This is a genomic window from Roseateles sp. GW821-FHT09B06 (assembly GCF_059418245.1).
Genome location: NZ_JBWKPM010000014.1, coordinates 51,427 through 70,427, shown reverse-complemented (window position 1 = coordinate 70,427; position 19,001 = coordinate 51,427). Strand labels below are relative to the sequence as shown.

Annotated in this window: 17 protein-coding genes; 16 read left to right on the top strand and 1 reads right to left on the bottom strand. The window is 68.3% G+C overall.

Annotated features, from left to right (window positions below; all coding sequences use genetic code 11):
* The first annotated feature begins 16 nt into the window (after positions 1–16).
* Genes pyrH through AC07OQ_RS13915 form a run of 14 tightly spaced genes read left to right on the top strand, consistent with a single transcriptional unit; the run spans position 17 to position 13,241 of the window.
* Positions 17–727 carry a UMP kinase gene (gene pyrH / locus AC07OQ_RS13980; protein ID WP_495053731.1) on the top strand — a complete coding sequence of 237 codons (711 nt, stop codon included), beginning with the start codon at positions 17–19 and terminating at the stop codon, positions 725–727.
* 49 nt (positions 728–776) lie between these two features.
* Positions 777–1,337 carry a ribosome recycling factor gene (gene frr / locus AC07OQ_RS13975; protein ID WP_495053730.1) on the top strand — a complete coding sequence of 187 codons (561 nt, stop codon included), beginning with the start codon at positions 777–779 and terminating at the stop codon, positions 1,335–1,337.
* Positions 1,338–1,344: 7 nt separating this feature from the next.
* Positions 1,345–2,073 carry a polyprenyl diphosphate synthase gene (gene uppS, locus AC07OQ_RS13970; RefSeq protein WP_495053729.1) on the top strand — a complete coding sequence of 243 codons (729 nt, stop codon included), beginning with the start codon at positions 1,345–1,347 and terminating at the stop codon, positions 2,071–2,073.
* Positions 2,074–2,095: 22 nt separating this feature from the next.
* A complete protein-coding gene (locus AC07OQ_RS13965) occupies positions 2,096–2,959 on the top strand; it encodes a phosphatidate cytidylyltransferase (protein ID WP_495053728.1) in 864 nt (287 codons plus the stop codon).
* Between the two features lie 11 nt (positions 2,960–2,970).
* Positions 2,971–4,155 carry a 1-deoxy-D-xylulose-5-phosphate reductoisomerase gene (ispC, locus tag AC07OQ_RS13960; protein WP_495053777.1) on the top strand — a complete coding sequence of 395 codons (1,185 nt, stop codon included), beginning with the start codon at positions 2,971–2,973 and terminating at the stop codon, positions 4,153–4,155.
* Complete coding sequence (rseP, locus tag AC07OQ_RS13955; RefSeq protein ID WP_495053727.1) at positions 4,152–5,534, top strand: RIP metalloprotease RseP; 1,383 nt, start codon at positions 4,152–4,154, stop codon at positions 5,532–5,534. The genes ispC and rseP overlap by 4 nt, the downstream gene beginning before the upstream one ends.
* Before the next feature lie 10 nt (positions 5,535–5,544).
* Positions 5,545–7,851 carry an outer membrane protein assembly factor BamA gene (gene bamA, locus AC07OQ_RS13950; RefSeq protein WP_495053726.1) on the top strand — a complete coding sequence of 769 codons (2,307 nt, stop codon included), beginning with the start codon at positions 5,545–5,547 and terminating at the stop codon, positions 7,849–7,851.
* Entirely contained in the window at positions 7,851–8,360 is a 510-nt protein-coding gene (locus AC07OQ_RS13945; protein WP_495053725.1) for an OmpH/Skp family outer membrane protein, read from the top strand. Before bamA ends, AC07OQ_RS13945 begins: the two co-directional genes overlap by 1 nt.
* 6 nt (positions 8,361–8,366) lie before the next feature.
* Complete coding sequence (lpxD, locus tag AC07OQ_RS13940) at positions 8,367–9,413, top strand: UDP-3-O-(3-hydroxymyristoyl)glucosamine N-acyltransferase (protein ID WP_495053724.1); 1,047 nt, start codon at positions 8,367–8,369, stop codon at positions 9,411–9,413.
* A 59-nt stretch (positions 9,414–9,472) separates the two neighbouring features.
* On the top strand, positions 9,473–9,919 hold the full coding sequence (fabZ, locus tag AC07OQ_RS13935; protein WP_495053723.1) for a 3-hydroxyacyl-ACP dehydratase FabZ: 447 nt from the start codon (positions 9,473–9,475) through the stop codon (positions 9,917–9,919).
* A 7-nt stretch (positions 9,920–9,926) separates the two neighbouring features.
* A complete protein-coding gene (gene lpxA / locus AC07OQ_RS13930; protein WP_495053722.1) occupies positions 9,927–10,709 on the top strand; it encodes an acyl-ACP--UDP-N-acetylglucosamine O-acyltransferase in 783 nt (260 codons plus the stop codon).
* A gap of 6 nt (positions 10,710–10,715) precedes the next feature.
* A complete protein-coding gene (gene lpxB / locus AC07OQ_RS13925; protein ID WP_495053721.1) occupies positions 10,716–11,861 on the top strand; it encodes a lipid-A-disaccharide synthase in 1,146 nt (381 codons plus the stop codon).
* Positions 11,833–12,465 (top strand): ribonuclease HII, encoded by a 633-nt coding sequence (rnhB, locus tag AC07OQ_RS13920; protein ID WP_495053720.1) that lies wholly within the window; start codon positions 11,833–11,835, stop codon positions 12,463–12,465. Before lpxB ends, rnhB begins: the two co-directional genes overlap by 29 nt.
* Positions 12,462–13,241 carry a TrmH family RNA methyltransferase gene (locus AC07OQ_RS13915; RefSeq protein WP_495053719.1) on the top strand — a complete coding sequence of 260 codons (780 nt, stop codon included), beginning with the start codon at positions 12,462–12,464 and terminating at the stop codon, positions 13,239–13,241. Before rnhB ends, AC07OQ_RS13915 begins: the two co-directional genes overlap by 4 nt.
* Positions 13,242–13,334: 93 nt before the next feature.
* Here AC07OQ_RS13915 and ppsR read toward each other — a convergent pair whose 3' ends face one another.
* Positions 13,335–14,156, bottom strand: coding sequence for a posphoenolpyruvate synthetase regulatory kinase/phosphorylase PpsR (gene ppsR, locus AC07OQ_RS13910; RefSeq protein WP_495053776.1), 822 nt, complete (start codon positions 14,154–14,156; stop codon positions 13,335–13,337).
* 200 nt (positions 14,157–14,356) lie between these two features.
* Here ppsR and ppsA point away from each other — a divergent pair, with 200 nt between their 5' ends.
* Complete coding sequence (gene ppsA / locus AC07OQ_RS13905) at positions 14,357–16,765, top strand: phosphoenolpyruvate synthase (RefSeq protein WP_495053718.1); 2,409 nt, start codon at positions 14,357–14,359, stop codon at positions 16,763–16,765.
* Positions 16,766–16,915: 150 nt separating this feature from the next.
* Positions 16,916–18,997, top strand: a complete 2,082-nt coding sequence (locus AC07OQ_RS13900; RefSeq protein ID WP_495053717.1) for a VC_2705 family sodium/solute symporter — start codon at positions 16,916–16,918, stop codon at positions 18,995–18,997.
* Positions 18,998–19,001 lie beyond the last annotated feature (4 nt).

Sequence of the window (19,001 nt, the reverse complement as noted above, 5' to 3'; positions counted from 1 at the left end):
CATTGACGAGGTACGAATGCCCGCACACAAACGCATCCTGCTCAAACTCTCCGGCGAAGCCCTGATGGGCGACGACGCCTTCGGCATCAACCGCGCCACCATCGTGCGCATGGTGCGCGAGATCCAGGAGGTCACGCAGCTCGGATGTGAAGTGGCGGTGGTGATCGGCGGCGGCAACATCTTCCGCGGCGTGGCCGGCGGCTCGGTCGGCATGGACCGTGCCACCGCCGACTACATGGGCATGCTGGCCACCGTGATGAACTCGCTGGCCCTGGCCGACACGATGCGCCAGGAAGGCATGACGGCGCGCGTGATGTCGGCCATCGCGATCGAGCAGGTGGTCGAGCCCTATGTGCGCCCCAAGGCCCTGCAGTACCTCGAAGAGGGCAAGGTGGTGATCTTCGCCGCCGGCACCGGCAACCCCTTCTTCACGACCGACACCGCCGCCGCGCTGCGCGGCGCCGAGATCGGCGCCGAGATCGTGCTGAAGGCGACCAAGGTGGACGGCGTCTACACCGCCGACCCCAAGAAGGACCCGATGGCGACGCGCTACTCGCGCATCAGCTTCGACGAGGCCATCACCAAGAATCTGCAGGTGCTGGATGCGACCGCTTTCGCGCTGTGTCGCGACCAGAAGCTGCCGATCAAGGTGTTCTCGATCTTCAAGCCGGGCGCGCTCAAGCGCGTGGTGCTGGGCGAGGACGAGGGCACGCTGGTGCACGTCTGAGCGCGGCCGCGCGTTAGAGTCCGATCCGCAGACATCAAGGTCAAGAATCATGAGCATTGCTGACATCAAGAAGACGGCCGAAGCCAAGATGGCCAAGTCGATCGAGTCCTTCAAGAACGAACTGCAGAAGATCCGCACCGGCCGTGCCCACCCGGGCATCCTCGACCAGGTCAGCGTCGACTATTACGGTTCGATGGTGCCGATCTCGCAGGTGGCCAACGTCACCCTGCTGGACGCCCGCACCATCAGCGTCCAGCCCTGGGAAAAGGGCATGGGCGCGAAGATCGAGAAGGCGATCCGCGAATCGGATCTGGGCCTGAACCCCGCCTCCCAGGGTGACCTGATCCGCGTGCCGCTGCCGCCGCTGACCGAGGAGCGCCGCAAGGAACTGACCAAGGTGGTGCGCAATGCCGGCGAGGACTGCAAGGTGGCTGTGCGCAATCTGCGCCGCGATGCCAACGAGCAGGCCAAGAAGCTGCAGAAGGACAAGCTGATCACCGAGGACGACGAGCGCCGCAGCGCCGACGAGGTGCAGAAGCTGACCGACCGCACCATTGCCGAGATCGACAAGCTGATCTCGAGCAAGGAAGCCGAGATCCTGGCGGTCTGAGTTCGCGGTGGCAAGCGAGAGCAAGGCGGTGCCCCGCCATGTCGCCATCGTGATGGATGGCAACGGTCGCTGGGCCAAGAAGCGCTTTCTGCCGCGCTTCTTCGGGCACAAGCAAGGGGTCGATGCGCTGGTCAAGATCGTCCAGGCCTGCATCGACCGCGAGATCGAATACCTGACGGTGTTCGCCTTCTCCAGCGAGAACTGGAAACGTCCCAGCGACGAGGTCTCGGGCCTGATGGGCCTGGTGCTGGCCGCGGTGTCGCGCTACCTGGCGCGCATGGGCGCGATGGGCGTGCGCATCCGCATCGTCGGCGATCGCGAGGCGGTTTCCGACAAGCTGCGCAACGCCTGGAACGAGGCCGAGGCGGCAACCCGCCACAACAGCAAGCTGACCCTCAACGTCGCCTTCAACTACGGTGGCCGCTGGGACATCGTGCAAGCCACCCGCGCCGCGATCAAGGCCGGCGTGTCGCCGGAGGAACTGACCGAGGCCAAGCTCGGTGAGTTCATGGCGATGAGCTACGCACCCGACCCGGACCTCTTCATCCGCACCGGTGGCGAGGTGCGCATCAGCAACTTCATGTTGTGGCAGGTGGCCTACACCGAATTCGTGTTCTCCGACTGCCTGTGGCCCGAGTTCGGCGAAGCCCAGTTGGACGCGGCGATCGAGGCCTTCCGCGAGCGCGACCGGCGCTTCGGCGGCGTCAAGGAAGCGCCGGCCCTGGCCGGCGCCTGAACCCCATTTCCCCCTAACACTCATGCTCAAGCAACGCGTGATCACGGCCCTGGTGCTGCTGGCTGTGCTGCTGCCGGCGGTCGCCGCGGCCTCGCCCTGGCCCCTTGCCCTGCTGACCCTCGGGATGATCGCGGCGGCCGGCTGGGAATGGGCACGCCTGAATGGCGCGCCCGGCCTGCCGGCCCTGCTGTTCGGCGGCGGCCTGGCGCTGGCCTGCGGCGGCACCTTGCTGGCCCTGGGGCAGGGCGGGCAACTGCGGGCGCCGCCGCCCTGGTGCTGGTGGCTGGCCGGGCTGATCTGGGTGCTGGGTGGGGCCTATGCCCTGCGCGGCGGGCCGGCGGCCTGGCCGCATGCCTCGCGCCTGCTGCGCCTGGTGCTGGGCGCGCTGGCGCTGTGGGCGGCCTGGCTGGCGATCGCCTTGGCCAAGACCCGGGGCATCAACTTCCTGCTGTCGATCTTCTGCCTGGTGTGGGTGGCCGACATCTTTGCCTACTTCGGCGGCCGCGTCTTCGGCCGGCGCAAGCTGGCCCCCGCCATCAGCCCCGGCAAGAGCTGGGAGGGCGTGTGGACCGGCATGGTTGGCGTGCTGGTGCTGGGCTTCGTCTGGGCCTTCGTGATCGATGCTCGCGTGGCGGTCGATTCGGTGAGTCTCTACGGCCTGCTGCTGAGCGGGCTCGGCCCGGCCATCGGCGTGCTGGCCCTGCTGTTCCTGGCCGGCATGAGCGTGGTCGGCGACCTGTTCGAATCCCTGATCAAGCGCGCGGTAGGTGCCAAGGACAGCAGCCAGCTGCTGCCCGGCCACGGCGGCGTGCTGGACCGTGTCGATGCCCTGCTGCCGGTGTTCCCGCTGGCCCTGGCCCTGAGTTCCCTGAGCCTCCTGAAATGAACCCCTCATCCTTGCGCCAACGTGTCAGCGTGCTGGGCTCCACCGGGTCCATCGGCACCAGCACGCTGGATGTGCTGGCGCGCCATCCCGAGCGCTACGAGGTGTTCGCGCTCAGCGCGATGAGCCGCGTCGAGGAACTGGCGGCGCAATGCCTGCAACACCGGCCGCGCTACGCGGTGCTGCCCGATGCGACGCTGGCCGCACAGCTGCGCCTGCGCCTGCGCGAGCAGGGCTGCCGCACCGAGGTGCTGGTGGGCGTGGCCGCGCTGTCCGAGATCGCCGCGCATCCCGAGGTGGATGCGGTGATGGCCGCGATCGTCGGCGCGGCGGGTCTGGCGCCCTGCCTGGCGGCGGCGCGCGCCGGCAAGAAGCTGCTGCTGGCCAACAAGGAGGCCATCGTCGTCGGCGGCGCGCTCTTCATGCAGGCCGTGGAACAGGGCGGCGGAACCCTGCTGCCGATAGACTCCGAGCATTCGGCGATCTTCCAGTGCCTGCCGGAGAACCGCAAGACCTGGCCCCAGCGCGTCGACCACATCGTGCTGACTGCCTCCGGCGGTCCATTCCGCCAGCGTGACCCGGCCAGCCTGGCCGAGGTGACGCCCGAGCAGGCGGTGGCGCACCCGAACTGGGTGATGGGGCGCAAGATCTCGGTCGACTCCGCGACCATGATGAACAAGGCGCTCGAAGTGATCGAGGCGCGCTGGCTGTTCAATCTGACGCCGGAGCAGATCAAGGTGGTGATCCACCCGCAGAGCATCATCCATTCGATGGTGGTCTGCCGCGACCGCTCGGTGCTGGCCCAGCTGGGCACGCCGGACATGCGCGTGCCGATCGCCTACGGCCTGGCCTTCCCGGAGCGCATCGAATCCGGCGCCGAGACACTGGACTTCCTGGCCAAGCCGACGTTGACGTTTGAGGATGCCGACGAGCGCCGCTTCCCCGGCCTCTACCTGTCCTGGCAGGCGCTGCGCGCGGCCGAGGGGGCGACGGCGGTGCTGAACGCCGCCAACGAAGAGGCCGTGGCCGCCTTCCTGGAGCGCCGCCTGCGCTTCGACCAGATCTACCGGATCAACCGCCAGACGCTGGAGGAACTGCATCCCGAGGCTGGCGAATGCGCCAGTGTCGAGGGGCTGCTGGGCCTGGACGCGCGCGCGCGCCGCCATGCGGGCCGGCTGATGCAGGAGCTGGGCGCGTGATCACGACGCTGCTGGCCTTCGTCCTCACCCTGGGCGTCCTGATCGTCGTGCACGAGTGGGGCCACTACCGGGTGGCCAAGGCCTGCGGCGTCAAGGTGCTGCGCTTCTCGGTCGGCTTCGGTCGCGTGATCCTGCGCCGTCAGCGCGGGCCCGACGCCACCGAGTTCACGCTGTCGGCGCTGCCGCTGGGCGGCTATGTGCGCATGCTCGACGAACGCGAGGGGCCGGTAGCGCCGCACGAGCGCGCGCAGGCTTTCAACAACCGTCCGCTGGCGCAGCGCGTCGCCATCGTCGCGGCCGGGCCGGCGGCCAACTTCGTGCTGGCCATCCTGCTGTTCGCGCTGGTCAATGTGATGGGCGTGGACGAGCCCAAAGCGGTGCTGGGCGCGCCGCTGGCCGGCAGCCTGGCCGAGCGCGCCGGCCTGCGCGCCGGCGACTGGGTGAGGGCCAGCTCGACGGATGGCCAGGACTGGACCGAGCTGCAGTCGCTGCCGGAACTGCGCTGGCAGCTGACGCAGGCCGTCTCGGACGGGCGTGGGCTGCACCTCAGCGTCAGCGATGCGCGCGGCCATGGCGAGCGCCAGCTGAGGCTGGATACCGACGCGCTGGAGACGCGCGAGCTGGATGCCCAGCTGCTGCGCCGCATCGGCCTGGGCGGCCCCTTCATGGAGCCGCTGCTGGGCGAGCTGGCGCCCGGCGGTGCCGGCGCGCAGGCGGGGCTGAAGAGCGGCGACCGCGTGCTCAGCGTCGACGGCCAGCCGGTGGCGGATGCCGCATCGCTGCGCGAGCGCATCCGCAACGCGGGCCGCGAGGGCGCCGAGGGCGAGCGTGCGGCCGCGATGCGCTGGCAGGTGGAGCGTGCCGGCCAAGCGCTTGAGCTGGTCGTGCAGCCCAAGATCGTGCGCGAGGGCGGCCAGTTGCTGGGCCGCATCGAGGCGCAGGTGGGGGCGCCGCCGACGCTGGTGACGGTGCGCCACGGGCCGCTGGAGTCGCTGTGGCTGGGCACGCAGCGCACCTGGGAGGTCTCGGCCCTGACCCTGAGCACCTTCGGCCGCATGCTGATCGGCGAGGCCTCGCTGAAGAACCTCAGCGGCCCGATCACGATCGCCGACTATGCGGGGCAGTCGGCCCGCATGGGGCTGACGCAGTACCTGAGCTTCCTGGCCCTGGTCAGCGTGAGTCTCGCGGTGCTGAACCTGCTGCCGCTGCCGATGCTCGATGGCGGACACCTGATGTATTATCTTTTCGAGGGTCTGAGCGGCCGCCCCGTCTCGGAATGGTGGCTCAGGCAGCTGCAGCGCGCTGGCGTGCTGATCATGCTGCTGATGATGACACTGGCCCTTTCCAACGACATGGCCCGCTTGCTGGGCCTGCACTGACTTCACCCGCATGTCCGTATCCTTTCGCAAGTCCGCGCGTCTGCGCCCGTCTGTCCTGAGTCTGGCGCTGGCCGCTGCCCTGCAAGCCGGCTCGGCCTGGGCGGTCGATCCCTTCGTGCTGAAGGACATCCGCGTCGAGGGCTTGCAGCGCACCGACCCCGGCACGGTGTTCGCGTCGCTGCCCTTCCGCATCGGCGACAGCTACAACGACGAGAAGGGCGCCGCCGCGATCCGCGCGCTGTTCGCCACCGGCCTGTTCAAGGACGTGCGCATCCAGATCGACGGCGAGTCCGCGGTGGTGGTGATCGAGGAGCGACCCATCATCGCCAACGTCAGCTTCGTCGGTCTGAAGGAATTCGACACCGAGGCGCTGACCAAGTCGCTGAAGGATGTGGGCATCGGCGAGGGCAAGCCCTTCGACAAGGCCCTGGCCGACCGCGCCGAGCAGGAGCTGAAAAGGCAATACCTGACCCGCAGCCTCTACGGCGCCGAGGTCAGCACCACCATCACGCCGCTGGAGCGCAACCGGGTCAACGTCAGCTTCGCGGTGACCGAGGGCGAGCCGGCCAAGATCGGCGAGATCCGCATCCTGGGCAGCAAGGTGTTCTCCGAGAGCACGCTGACGGGCCTGCTGGAGCAGACCACCAGCGGCTGGCTGACCTGGTACACCAAGACCGACCGCTACTCGCGCGCCAAGCTCAATGCCGATCTGGAGACGCTGCGCTCCTACTACCTGAACCGCGGCTATCTGGAGTTCGCCGTCACCTCCACCCAGGTGACGATCTCGCCGGACAAGCAGAGCATCAGCATCGCCATCACGGTCAGCGAGGGGCAGCCCTACACCGTCACCGCGGTGAAGCTGGAGGGCGAATACCTGGGCCGCGAGGAGGACTTCAAGAGCCTGGTGGCGCTGAAGCCGGGCGAGCCCTATCGCGGCGAGGCGGTGGCCCAGACCACCCGCCAGTTCACCGATCTCTACGGCACCTTCGGCTACGCCTTCGCGCGGGTCGACAGCCGGCCCGACATCGACCGCGCCACCGGCCAGGTGGTGGTGACCTTCGTGGCCGAGCCGCAGCGCCGCGTCTATGTGCGCCGCGTCATCATCTCGGGCAACACGCGCACCCGTGACGAGGTGATCCGCCGCGAATTCCGGCAGTTCGAATCGGCCTGGTACGACGGCCAGCGCATCAAGGCCTCGCGCGACCGCGTCGAGCGCGTCGGCTACTTCAAGGACGTCAATGTCGACACCACCGAGGTGCCGGGCGCTCCCGACCAGGTGGACGTGACCCTGACGGTGACCGAGCGTCCGACCGGCAACATCATGGTGGGCGCCGGCTATTCCAGCGCCAACCGGCTATCGCTGTCGGGCTCGATCAAGCAGGAGAACGTGTTCGGCTCCGGCAACTACCTCGGCATCGAGCTCAACACGGCCAAGACCGGCCGGGCGCTGGTGCTGTCGACCGTGGATCCGTATTTCACGGTGGACGGCGTGTCGCGCGCGGTGGACCTGTTCTATCGCACCACCAAACCGGTCAACACGCTGGGCGAGGAGTACGAGCTGGTCAGCCATGGCGGCGCGATCCGCTTCGGCGTGCCCTTCTCCGAGGTCGATACCGTGTTCTTCGGCATCGGCTACGAGCAGACCCGTATCAGCACCTCGGCCGGCCTGCCCAACAGCTATTTCCTGTTCCGTCACCAGTTCGGCTCCTCCAGCATCGCCATCCCGCTGACGATCGGCTGGCAGCGCGACGACCGCGACAGCGTGATCTCGCCGACGCGCGGCAAGTACCAGCGCGTCAACCTGGAGCTGAGCGCGGCCGGCGAGTCGCGCTACGCCCGCGCCAATCTGCAGTACCAGCATTACATTCCGCTGGGCAGCAAGTTCACGATCGGCCTGAACGGCGAGCTGGGCTGGGGCAAGGGCATCAGTGGCCGGCCCTATCCGATCTTCAAGAACTTCTACGCCGGCGGCCTGGGCTCGGTGCGCGTGTTCGAGGCCAACTCGCTGGGTCCGGTCGACGTGACCGGTTCCTATTCGGGCGGCAATCGACGCATCAATGCCAACGCCGAGTTGTACGTGCCCGTTCCTGGAGCGGGTAATGACAAGACCTTCCGCCTGTTCGGTTTCTTCGACGCCGGCAACGTCTGGAGCGAGCAGGAGAAGATCACGGGAGATTCCGTGCGAGCCTCGGCCGGTATCGGTCTGAGCTGGCTGTCACCGATGGGCCCATTGAAGATGAGCTACGGTACGCCGGTGCGCAAGCAGCCCACGGATAGAATAGAACGTTTCCAATTCCAGATCGGGACTGCATTCTGATGAAGAGCAAGCTGTTGAAGTCGGTGGCTGTTGCCGCCACGCTGTGCGCCTCGGCCGCGGCCCTGCAAGCACAGGAAATGAAGATCGGCTATGTCAACAGTGAGCGTGTGATGCGCGAGGCCACCCAGGCCAGGGCAGCGCAGGCGAAGCTGGAAGCCGAGTTCGGCAAGCGCGAGAAAGAGCTGAAGGATCTGGAGACCAAGCTGCGCGGCGCCGCCGACAAGCTGGAGAAGGATGCCCCGACGCTCAGCGAGGCCGAGAAGAACCGCCGCCAGCGCGATCTGGTCGAGGCCGATCGCGACCTGCAGCGCAAGCGCCGCGAATGGCAGGAAGACCTGACCCAGCGCAAGAACGAGGAACTGTCGGTGCTGGTCGATCGCGCCAACAAGGTCATCAAGCAGATCTTCGAGGCCGACAAGTACGACCTGATCGTGCAGGACGCGCTGCACGCCAGCTCCCGCGTGGACATCACCAAGAAGGTGATCGACGCGCTCAACAGCCAGAAGTGATCGCCGGTGCCCGGCGTCCGCCTCAGCACCATCATCGCCGCCCTGGGCGGCGATCTTCTTGGTGAGTCCGATCCGCTGATCGAGCGCATCGGGCCGCTGGAAGAGGCGCAGGCGGACACCATCGCCTTCCTGGCGAATCCGCGCTACCAGTCCCAGCTTGCGGGCAGCAAGGCCGGCTGCGTGATCCTGGCGCCGGTGCTGCGCGATGCCGCGCAGGCGCGCGGCGGCTGCCATATCCTCACGCCCGATCCCTACCTCTACTTTGCCCGCCTGACCCAATGGTGGGCGGCGCGGCAGCGGCCCACCGCCGCGCCGCGCATCCATCCCAGCGCCGTGATCGACCCCGCCGCGGAGCTGGGCGAAGGCGTGGACATCGGCGCGCTGGCGGTTGTCGAGGCCGGCGCGCGCATCGGTGCCGGTGCCCGTATCGGCGCGCATTGCGTGATCGAGCGCAATGCCAGCGTCGGCGCCGGCAGCCGCCTGGCCGCTCATGTCACCCTGGGCCACGACTGCAGCATCGGCGCGCGCTGCATTCTGCACGCCGGCGTCGTGATCGGCGCGGACGGCTTCGGCTTCGCGCCGGCGAAGTCGGCCGACGGGACGGCTCGCTGGGAGAAGATCGAGCAGCTCGGCGCCGTGCGCATCGGCGACGCTGTCGAGATCGGCGCCAACACCTGCATCGACCGCGGCGCGCTGGACGACACGGTGATCGAGGAGGGCGTCAAGCTCGACAATCTGATCCAGATCGGCCATAACGTGCGCATCGGCGCCCATACCGCGATGGCCGGCTGCGTGGCCGTGGCGGGCAGCACCCGCATCGGCGCGCATTGCACGGTCGGCGGCGCCGCCGGCATCATCGGCCATCTGCGCATTGCCGATCATGTGCACATCTCGGCCTTCACCCTGATCACCCGCTCGATCGCCAAGCCGGGGCAGTACACCGGTGCCTTCCCCTTCGACGACAATGCGAGCTGGGAAAAGAACGCGGCCACCCTGAAGCAACTGCATGCGCTGCGCGAGCGCGTGCGTGCGCTCGAGAAGAACAAGGCCTGAGGCCGGCTTGGCCACATTGCCGCGTGCCCGGGACCGGGCGCGCTGGAGAACAAGACATCATGAATTTGGACATCCATCAGATCCTCAAGAAGCTGCCGCACCGCTATCCGATCCTGCTGGTCGATCGCGTGCTGGAGCTGGAGAAGGGCAAGCGCATCCGTGCGCTGAAGAACGTCAGCATCAACGAGCCGCATTTCCTCGGCCACTTCCCCAACCGCCCGGTGATGCCCGGCGTGCTGATGCTGGAGGCCCTGGCCCAGGCGGCCACGGTGCTGGCCCTGATCAGCATGGACCTGGAGCTGGACGACAAGTCGGTGGTCTATTTCGCTGGCATCGACAGCGCGCGCTTCAAGCGCCCGGTCGAGCCGGGCGACCAGCTCTTCCTGGACGTGACCTTGGACCGCGTCAAGGCCGGCGTCTACAAGTTCAGCGGCCGCGCGCTGGTAGGCGAGGAACTGGCCGTCGAGGCGCAGCTGATGTGCACGATGCGTCGCATCGAGGCCTGAGCGCGCCATGGCGACGATTCATCCGAGCGCCATCGTCGATCCGGCGGCCGAGCTGGATGCGTCGGTCGAGGTCGGCGCCTATACGCTGATCGGGCCGCATGTGAAGGTCGGTGCCGGCACCGTGATCGGTCCGCACTGCGTGATCGAGGGCCACACCATGATCGGCCGCGACAACCGCTTCTTCCAGTTCAGTTCCATCGGCGCGGCCAACCAGGACAAGAAGTACGCCGGCGAGCCGACGACGCTGGTGATCGGCGACCGCAACACGGTGCGCGAGTTCTGCACCTTCAATGTGGGCACCGTGCAGGACCGCGGCGAGACCCGCGTCGGCGACGACAACTGGATCATGGCCTATGTGCACCTGGCCCACGACGTGGTGCTGGGCAACCAGTGCGTGCTGGCCAACGGCGCGACGCTGGCCGGCCATGTGCAGGTGGGCGACTGGGTGACCATCGGCGGCCTGACCGGCGTGCTGCAGCGCATGCGCATCGGCGCCCATGCCATGGTGGGCTTCCAGGCCCATGTGTCCCAGGACGTGCCGCCCTTCATGACGGCGGACGGCCACCCGCTGGCGGCGCGTGCGCTGAACCTGGTGGGCCTGAAGCGGCGCGACTTCTCGGCCGAGCAGATCGCGGTCGTCAAGCAGATGCACAAGCTGCTCTACCGCAGCTCGCTGACCCTGGAGCAGGCCGTGGCCGCGATCGGCGAGCTGCGCGGGCAGGGGGGCGACGCCGAGGTCCGGCTGATGCTGGACTTCCTCGCCAAGGCCGAGCGCGGCATCGTCCGCTGAGCGCCGATGCAAGACACCGCGCCCCGTATCGGCATGGTGGCCGGCGAGGCCTCCGGTGATCTGCTCGCCAGCCTGCTGCTGGCCGGCCTGCAGGCGCGCTGGCCGGCGCTGAGCGCCCAGGGCATCGGCGGTCCGCGCATGGCGAAGGCGGGCTTCGAGGCCTGGTGGCCCTCGCACAAGCTGTCGATCTTCGGCTATGTGGATGCGCTGCTGAACCTCCGCGAACTGCTGGCGATCCGCCGCCAACTGGGCGACCGCTTGCTGGCTGCACCGCCCGCGGTCTTTGTCGGCATCGACGCGCCGGACTTCAACTTCGGCCTGGAGCAGCGCCTGCGCGAGGCCGGCATCAAGACGGTGCACTTCGTCTGCCCCTCGATCTGGGCCTGGCGGGCCGAACGCGTCGAGAAGATCAAGAAGGCGGCCGACCATGTGCTGTGCCTCTTCCCTTTCGAGCCCGCGCTGCTGCACCAGCATGGCATCGCCGCCACCTATGTCGGCCACCCGCTGGCCGATGCCATCCCGCTGGAGCCGCCGCAGGCGGCCAGCCGTGTCGCGCTGGGCCTGGACGACGGCGCCACCGTGGTCGCGCTGCTGCCGGGTAGCCGCAAGAGCGAGATCAGGTACATCGCGCCGCCGCTGCTGCAGGCGGCGGTGCTGATGGCTCGGGCCCGGCCGGGCCTGCGCTTCGTGATGCCGGTGGCGCCGGGCTTGCGCGAACTCGTCGAGCCGCTGGTGCGCGCGCAGGCGCCGGGCTTGGCGCTGGACCTGCTCGACGGCCGCTCGCACGAAGCCCTGGCCGCCTGCGACCTGACCCTGGTGGCCAGCGGCACCGCGACCTTGGAGGCGGCGCTGTTCAAGAAGCCGATGGTGATCGCCTACAAGGTGGGGGCGCTGAACTGGTGGCGCATGAAGGGGAAGAACTACCAGCCCTGGGTGGGCCTGCCCAATGTGCTGGCGCGCGAATTCCTGGTGCCGGAGCTGATCCAGCACGACTGCACGCCTGCGGCCCTGGCCCGCGAGGGCCTGGCCTGGCTGGACGACCCGGCCCGGGTGGCGCGGCTGCGCGCGCGCTTTGTCGAACAACACGAGACCCTGCGCCGCGACACGGCGCGGGTGGCTGCCGATGCGATCGCGCAAGTCCTCGGTGTCTGAGCCGCCCACCCAACTGGGCTTGAGCTGGGACGCGCCGGGCCTTGTCGCCGGCGTGGACGAGGCCGGCCGCGGTCCGCTGGCGGGGCCGGTGGTGGCGGCCGCGGTGATTCTCGACGAACTGCGTCCGATCACCGGCCTGGCCGATTCCAAGGTGCTGACGGAGAAGAAGCGCGAGCGCCTGTTCGACGAGATCCATGCCAAGGCCCTGTGCTTCTGCATCGCCGAGGCCTCGGTGGAGGAGATCGACCGGCTCAACATCCTGCATGCCACGATGCTGGCGATGCGCCGCGCCGTCGAGGGCCTGCGCCTGCGGCCGGCCAAGGTGCTGGTGGACGGCAACCGCCTGCCGGTGCTGAAGATCCCGGCCGAGGCCATCGTCAAGGGCGACGCCAAGGTGCAGGCGATCTCGGCCGCGTCCATCCTGGCCAAGGTGACGCGCGACCGCCAATGTCTGGCGATGCACGAGGCGCACCCCGAGTACGGTTTCGCCGCCCACAAGGGCTACCCGACCGCCGACCATATCGCGGCCCTGCAGGCGCATGGCGTGACCGCCTGGCACCGCCGCAGCTTCGCGCCGGTGCGCCAAGTTCTGGATTCGCTATGACGACCGTTCTCCACATCACCTCGCGCGACAACCCGGCGCTGCAGCGCCTGCGCAAGCTCGGCCAGGACGGCGGCGCCTACCGCAAGCTGGGTTCGGTCTGGCTGGAGGGCGACCATCTGGCCCGCGCCTGCCTGCAGCGCGGCCATGCGGTGAGCCTGGCCGTGGTGACCGAGACCGGCTATGCCGATGCCGGCCTGCGGGCATTGGCCGACGCCGCGCCCAAGGTGCTGGTCCTGCCCGATGCCCTCTTCAAGAGCCTCAGCGGCCTGGAATCGCCGGCCCAGCTCGGCTTCGAGGTGCCGCATGCCGCGGGCCTGGCGCCGCTGACCGGCGTCGACACCGTGGTGCTGGACCGGCTGCAGGATGCCGGCAATGTCGGCACCATCCTGCGCAGCGCCGCGGCCTTCGGCTTCCGACAGGTGCTGGCGCTGAAGGGCACGGCGGCGCTCTGGTCGCCCAAGGTGCTGCGCGCCGGCATGGGCGCGCATTTCGGCCTGCGCCTGGTCGAGGGCCTGGCGCCCGAGGATCTGGACGGGCTGGACCTGCCCCTGGTCGCCACCAGCTCGCATGCCGACGAGCAGTTGCATCGGCTGCGGCTGCCCAGCCCCTGCGCCTGGGTGATGGGCCACGAGGGGCAGGGCGTGCAGGCCGAGCTGTTGCAGCGCTGCGCGCTGACCGTGGGCATTCCGCAGCCGGGCGGCGAGGAATCGCTGAACGTCGGCAGCGCGGCGGCGGTCTGCCTGTACGAGAGTGCCCGCCAGCGCCTGACGGGCTGAACGGTATTCACCAAGCGGCGCCCGAGGCTCCGGCTTTGCCGGGCCTGCGGGCGCGCCCCCTTGAGGGGGCTCGCGAAGCGAGTAGGGGGTGGGTCAGTAGATGAGTCGATCGGGGCGGATGTCCCGCAGGATGGTCGTCGCGATCTCCTCGATCGACTTGTGCGTCGACGACAGCCAGGAGATGCCCTCGCGCTTCATCATCTTCTCGGCCTCGTTGACCTCGTAGCGGCAGTTCACCAGATCGGCGTACTTGCTGCCGGGGCGGCGCTCGTTGCGCACCTGTGCCAGGCGGTCGGGGTCGATGGTCAGGCCGAAGCACTTGCCCTTGTGCGGCGCCAGCGAGGCCGGGATCTTGTTGCGCTCGAAATCCTCGGGGATCAGCGGGTAGTTGGCGGCCTTGATGCCATGCTGCATCGCCAGATAGAGCGAGGTGGGCGTCTTGCCGCAGCGGCTCACGCCGACCAGGATCACATCGGCCGAGGCCAGGTTCTTGGCCGACTGGCCGTCGTCGTGGGCCAGCGAGAAGTTGATCGCCTCGATGCGGTCGTGGTACTCCTGGCTGCGGGCCACGTCGGAGAAGCGGCCGACCCGGTGGTTGCTCTTGACCTGGAACTCCTCCTCCAGCGGCTCGATGAAGGTGGCGAACATGTCGACCACGCGGCCCGTGCAATGGTCGCGCACGATCTTCAGCACGTCGCGGTCCACCAGGGTGGCGAACACGATGGCGCGCTGACCTTCGCGTTCGCCGGTCTCGTTGATCTCGCGCACCACGGCATAGGCCTTCTCGGGGGTGTCGACGAAGGGGCGCCGCACATGGCGATGCTTCATCGGGAACTGGGCCAGGATGGAGTTGCCGAAGGTCTCGGCGGTGATGCCGGTGCCGTCCGAGACGAAATACACGGTGCGAATGGGCATGGTCATGGGGCCTGCAGGAGTTCGTTTCCATCATAAGTGGGCTTGCCCGTAGAATCGTCCCCAAATCCTTAGCGACGCCCCATGCAGCCCGCCCGCCTCCTACAAGAATCCAGCAATGGTGGCCCGGCTTTGCGCGTCCAGCCCGTATCCGTCATCGGTACGGCGGGAGCCCCGCATTTTCAACATCACGGAGCCCTCCCATGTCTTCTCGCTATGACGCGACCGCCCTGGTCGTTCCCTTTGAGAATCTGAGAATGACCGACGTCGAGGTGGTTGGCGGCAAGAACGCCAGCCTCGGCGAAATGATCTCGCAACTGGCCGAATCCGGCGTGCGTGTGCCCGGCGGCTTCGCCACCACGGCCCATGCCTTCCGCGAGTTCCTCAAGCATGAGGGCCTGGACAAGCGCATCCAGGACCGCCTGCTCACGCTGGATACCGACGACGTGCGCGCGCTGGCCGAGGCCGGCGCCGAGATTCGCGGTTGGCTGGAGGCGCAGCCCTTTCCGGCCGATCTGGAGGCGCAGATCCGCGCCTCCTTCGCCCAGCTGACCGCCGACAATCCCGGCGTGTCCTTTGCCGTGCGTTCCTCCGCCACCGCGGAAGACCTGCCGGACGCCTCCTTCGCCGGCCAGCAGGAGACCTTCCTGAACGTGGTGGGCATCGAGGAGGTGCTGCACAAGATGAAGGAGGTGTTCGCCTCCCTCTACAACGACCGCGCGATCAGCTACCGCGTGCACAAGGGCTTCGCGCACAGCGACGTGGCCCTGTCGGCCGGTGTGCAGCGCATGGTGCGCTCCGACCTGGGCTCGGCCGGCGTGATGTTCACGATCGACACCGAGAGCGGTTTCAAGGACGTGGTCTTCATCACCTCCAGCTACGGCCTGGGCGAGACGGTGGTGCAGGGCGCGGTGAACCCCGACGAGTTCTATGTCCACAAGCCGGCGCTGAAGGCCGGCAAGCTGCCCATCATCCGCCGCAACCTGGGATCCAAGCTGATACGCATGGAGTTCGCCACGGCCGAGGAGAAGGCCGCCTCTGGCCGGCTGGTGAAGACGGTGGACAACCTGCCCGAGCAGCGCAACCGCTATTCGCTCAATGACGCCGATGTGATCGAGCTGTCCCGTTACGCGCTGACCATCGAGCAGCATTACCAGCGCGCCATGGACATCGAGTGGGGTCGCGACGGCGTCGACGGCAAGCTCTACATCCTGCAGGCCCGCCCCGAGACGGTGAAGAGCCAGGCCGAGGGTCAGGCCGAGATGAGCTACAAGCTCAAGGGTCACAGTGCGGTGCTGGCCGAGGGCCGCGCGATCGGCCAGAAGATCGGCACCGGCCCGGTGCGCCTGGTCGACAGCGTGGCCGAGATGGAGCGCGTGCAGCCCGGCGACGTGCTGGTGACCGACATGACCGACCCGAACTGGGAGCCGGTGATGAAGCGCGCCAGCGCCATCGTGACGAACCGCGGCGGCCGCACCTGCCATGCCGCCATCATCGCGCGCGAGCTGGGCATCCCGGCCGTGGTCGGCTGCGGCGACGCCACCGAGAAGCTGAAGGACGGCCAGCTTGTCACCGTGGCCTGCTCCGAGGGCGACACCGGCTATATCTACGACGGCCTCTTGGAGACCGAGATCAGCGAGGTGCACCGCGGCGAGCTGCCGTATTGCCCGATCAAGATCATGATGAACGTCGGCAACCCGCAGCTGGCCTTCAACTTCGCCCAGATGCCCAGCGCCGGCGTCGGCCTGGCGCGGCTCGAGTTCATCATCAACAACAATATCGGCGTCCACCCCAAGGCCATCCTCGACTATCCGAACATCGATGCCGACCTGAAGAAGGCGGTCGAGTCGGTGGCGCGTGGCCATGCCTCGCCGCGTGCCTTCTATGTGGACAAGCTGGTCGAGGGCATCGCGACGATCGCGGCCGCCTTCTTCCCGCGCCCGGTGATCGTGCGCTTGAGCGACTTCAAGAGCAACGAGTACCGCAAGCTGATCGGCGGCTCGCGCTACGAGCCGGACGAAGAGAACCCGATGCTGGGCTTCCGCGGCGCCTCGCGCTATATCAGCGGCGAGTTCAGCGATGCCTTCGCGATGGAGTGCGAGGCGCTGAAGCGCGTGCGCAACGAGATGGGCCTGACGAACGTCGAGATCATGGTGCCCTTCGTGCGCACCGTGAGACAGGCCGAGCGCGTGGTCGGCATGCTGGCCGAGCGCGGCCTGAAGCGCGCGGCCACCGGTGGCCAGGACGGCCTGCGCATCATCATGATGTGCGAGGTGCCGTCCAACGCCATCCTGGCCGAGGCTTTTCTGGAGCATTTCGACGGCATGTCGATCGGCTCCAACGACCTGACCCAGCTGACCCTGGGCCTGGACCGCGATTCGGGCCTGGAGCAACTGGCCGGCGATTTCGACGAGCGCGATGCGGCCGTCAAGGCCCTGATCTCGCGCGCCATCACCGCCTGTCGCGCCACCGGCAAGTACATCGGCATCTGTGGCCAGGGCCCCAGCGACCATCCGGACTTCGCCGACTGGCTGGCCCAGGAAGGCATCGTCTCGATCTCCCTGAACCCGGACACGGTGATCGAGACCTGGCAGCGGCTGGCCAAGCGCTGATTGACCCACCCGCGCTGCGCGCGCCCCTCAAGGGGGCGGGTCCGCAGGACCGGCGAAGCCGGATCCTCGGACCCCGCTTGATGGGAACGGGCGTTCGCGGGTTGATCGCTATCGACAGCCGGCAATCGCCTCTCGCATGATGCCGCGGTCATGATCCGTCGCTCCGCCTCGTCGTCGCTGCTGCCGCGCCTGAACCGCATCTACATCTGGTACACCCTCGGGTTTGCCGGTTTTGTGCTGTTGCTGGCGCTGCTGGAGCGGCTGGGGCTGTCGAAGAGCTGGATCGGCTTTTCCTTTCTGTTCGCCACCGTCGGTGTCTATGCCGGCATCGGCGTGCTGAGCCGCACCACCGATCCCGACGAGTACTACGTCGCGGGCCGGCGGGTGCCGGCCTTCTACAACGGCATGGCCACCAGCGCCGACTGGATGAGCGCGGCCTCCTTCATCGGCATGGCCGGCACGCTCTACCTGAGCGGCTATGGCGGCCTGGCCTTCGTGCTGGGCTGGACCGGCGGCTTCTGCCTGGTGGCGCTGGGCCTGGCCCCTTATCTGCGCCGCTTCGGCAAATACACGGTGCCGGATTTCCTGGGCGACCGCTATGGCAGCAATGCGGTGCGCCTGATCGCGGCGCTGGCCGCCGTCGGCGTTTCCTTCATCTATGTGGTGGCGCAGATCTACGGTGTCGGCCTGATCACCGCGCGGCTGTCGGGTCTGACCTTCGAGATCGGCGTCTTCGTCGGCCTGGGCGGCGTGCTGGTCTGCTCCTTCCTCGGCGGCATGCGCGCCGTGACCTGGACCCAGGTGGCGCAGTACATCATCCTGATCGTGGCCTACCTGGTGCCGGTGGTCTGGCTCTCGGTCAAGCAGACCGGCTCGCCGCTGCCGCAGGTGGTCTACGGCTACCAGGTGCAGAAGATCAGCGAGCGCGAGCATGAGCTGCGCGAGGACCCGGCCGAGCTGCAGGTGATAGAGGCGCTGCAGCAGCGTGTGCAGGTGCTGGACAGGAAGCTGCGTGACGTGCCGGCCAGTCTGGCCCAGGAGCGCGCCGAGAATCTGCGCCAGGTGGCCCGGCTCAAGGCCGAGGATGCGCCGCTGGCGCAGATCCAGGCGGCCGAGAAGCGTCTCGGGGCCATGCCCAGGACGCCGGCCGAGGCGCGCGAGCTGTGGCTGCGCCAGCAGGCGGCCTTCGAGGCGCGCGCCAAGCCGCTCGGCGGCATGCCGCCCCATGCCCAGGCCTTTGCCGGTGATCCGCAGGGCGCTCCGGCCGAGCGACGCGCCTTCGACGAGTCGCGCCGCAACTTCCTGGCCCTGGTGTTCTGTCTGGTGGTGGGCACGGCCGGCCTGCCGCATATCCTGAATCGCTGCTACACCACGCCCTCGGTGCGCGAGGCGCGCGAATCGGTGGGCTGGTCGCTGCTCTTCATCGGCCTGCTGTACTTCACCGCGCCGGCGCTGGCGGTGATGGTCAAGTTCGAGATCTTTGACACCCTGGTCGGCACGCCCTTTGGTCAGTTGCCCGGCTGGATCTCGCAATGGGCCAAGGTGGACCCCGGCCTGCTGTCGGTATCGGACATCAACCGCGACGGCATCCTGCAGCTCGGCGAGATGCAGATCGGCGGCGATATCGTGATGCTGGTGACGCCGGAGCTGGCCGGGCTGCCCTATGTGGTGTCCGGCATGGTGGCCGCCGGTGGCCTGGCCGCGGCGCTGTCCACCGCCGATGGCCTGTTGCTGACCATCTCCAGCGCCCTGGCGCACGATATCTACCATCGCGTGATCAACCCGCGCGCCTCGGCGGCCAAGCGGGTGATGGTGTCCAAGACCCTGCTGCTGCTGACCGCGTTGGCCGCGGCGGCGGTGGCGGCGCAGAAACCGGCCGACATCCTGCTGCTGGTTTCGGCGGCGTTCTCCTTTGCCGGCGCCGCCTTCGTGCCGGTGCTGCTGCTCGGCGTGTTCTGGGCGCGCGCCAATGCCTGGGGGGCGATGGCCGGCATCCTGGTGGGCCTCTCGGTGACCGGCTACTACATGGTCACCGCCCATCCCTGGCTGCGCGCCGCGCTCAAGCTGGCCGGGCCGCCCGAGCTCTGGTGGGGCATCCAGCCGATCTCGGCCGGCGTGTTCGGTGTGCCGGCGGGCCTGGCTGCGGCGGTTCTGGTCAGCCTGCTGACCCCGGCACCGGGGCCGGCGCAGCGTTCCCTGATCGAGGCGCTGCGCCGGCCGGCCGGCCCCTGAAGCG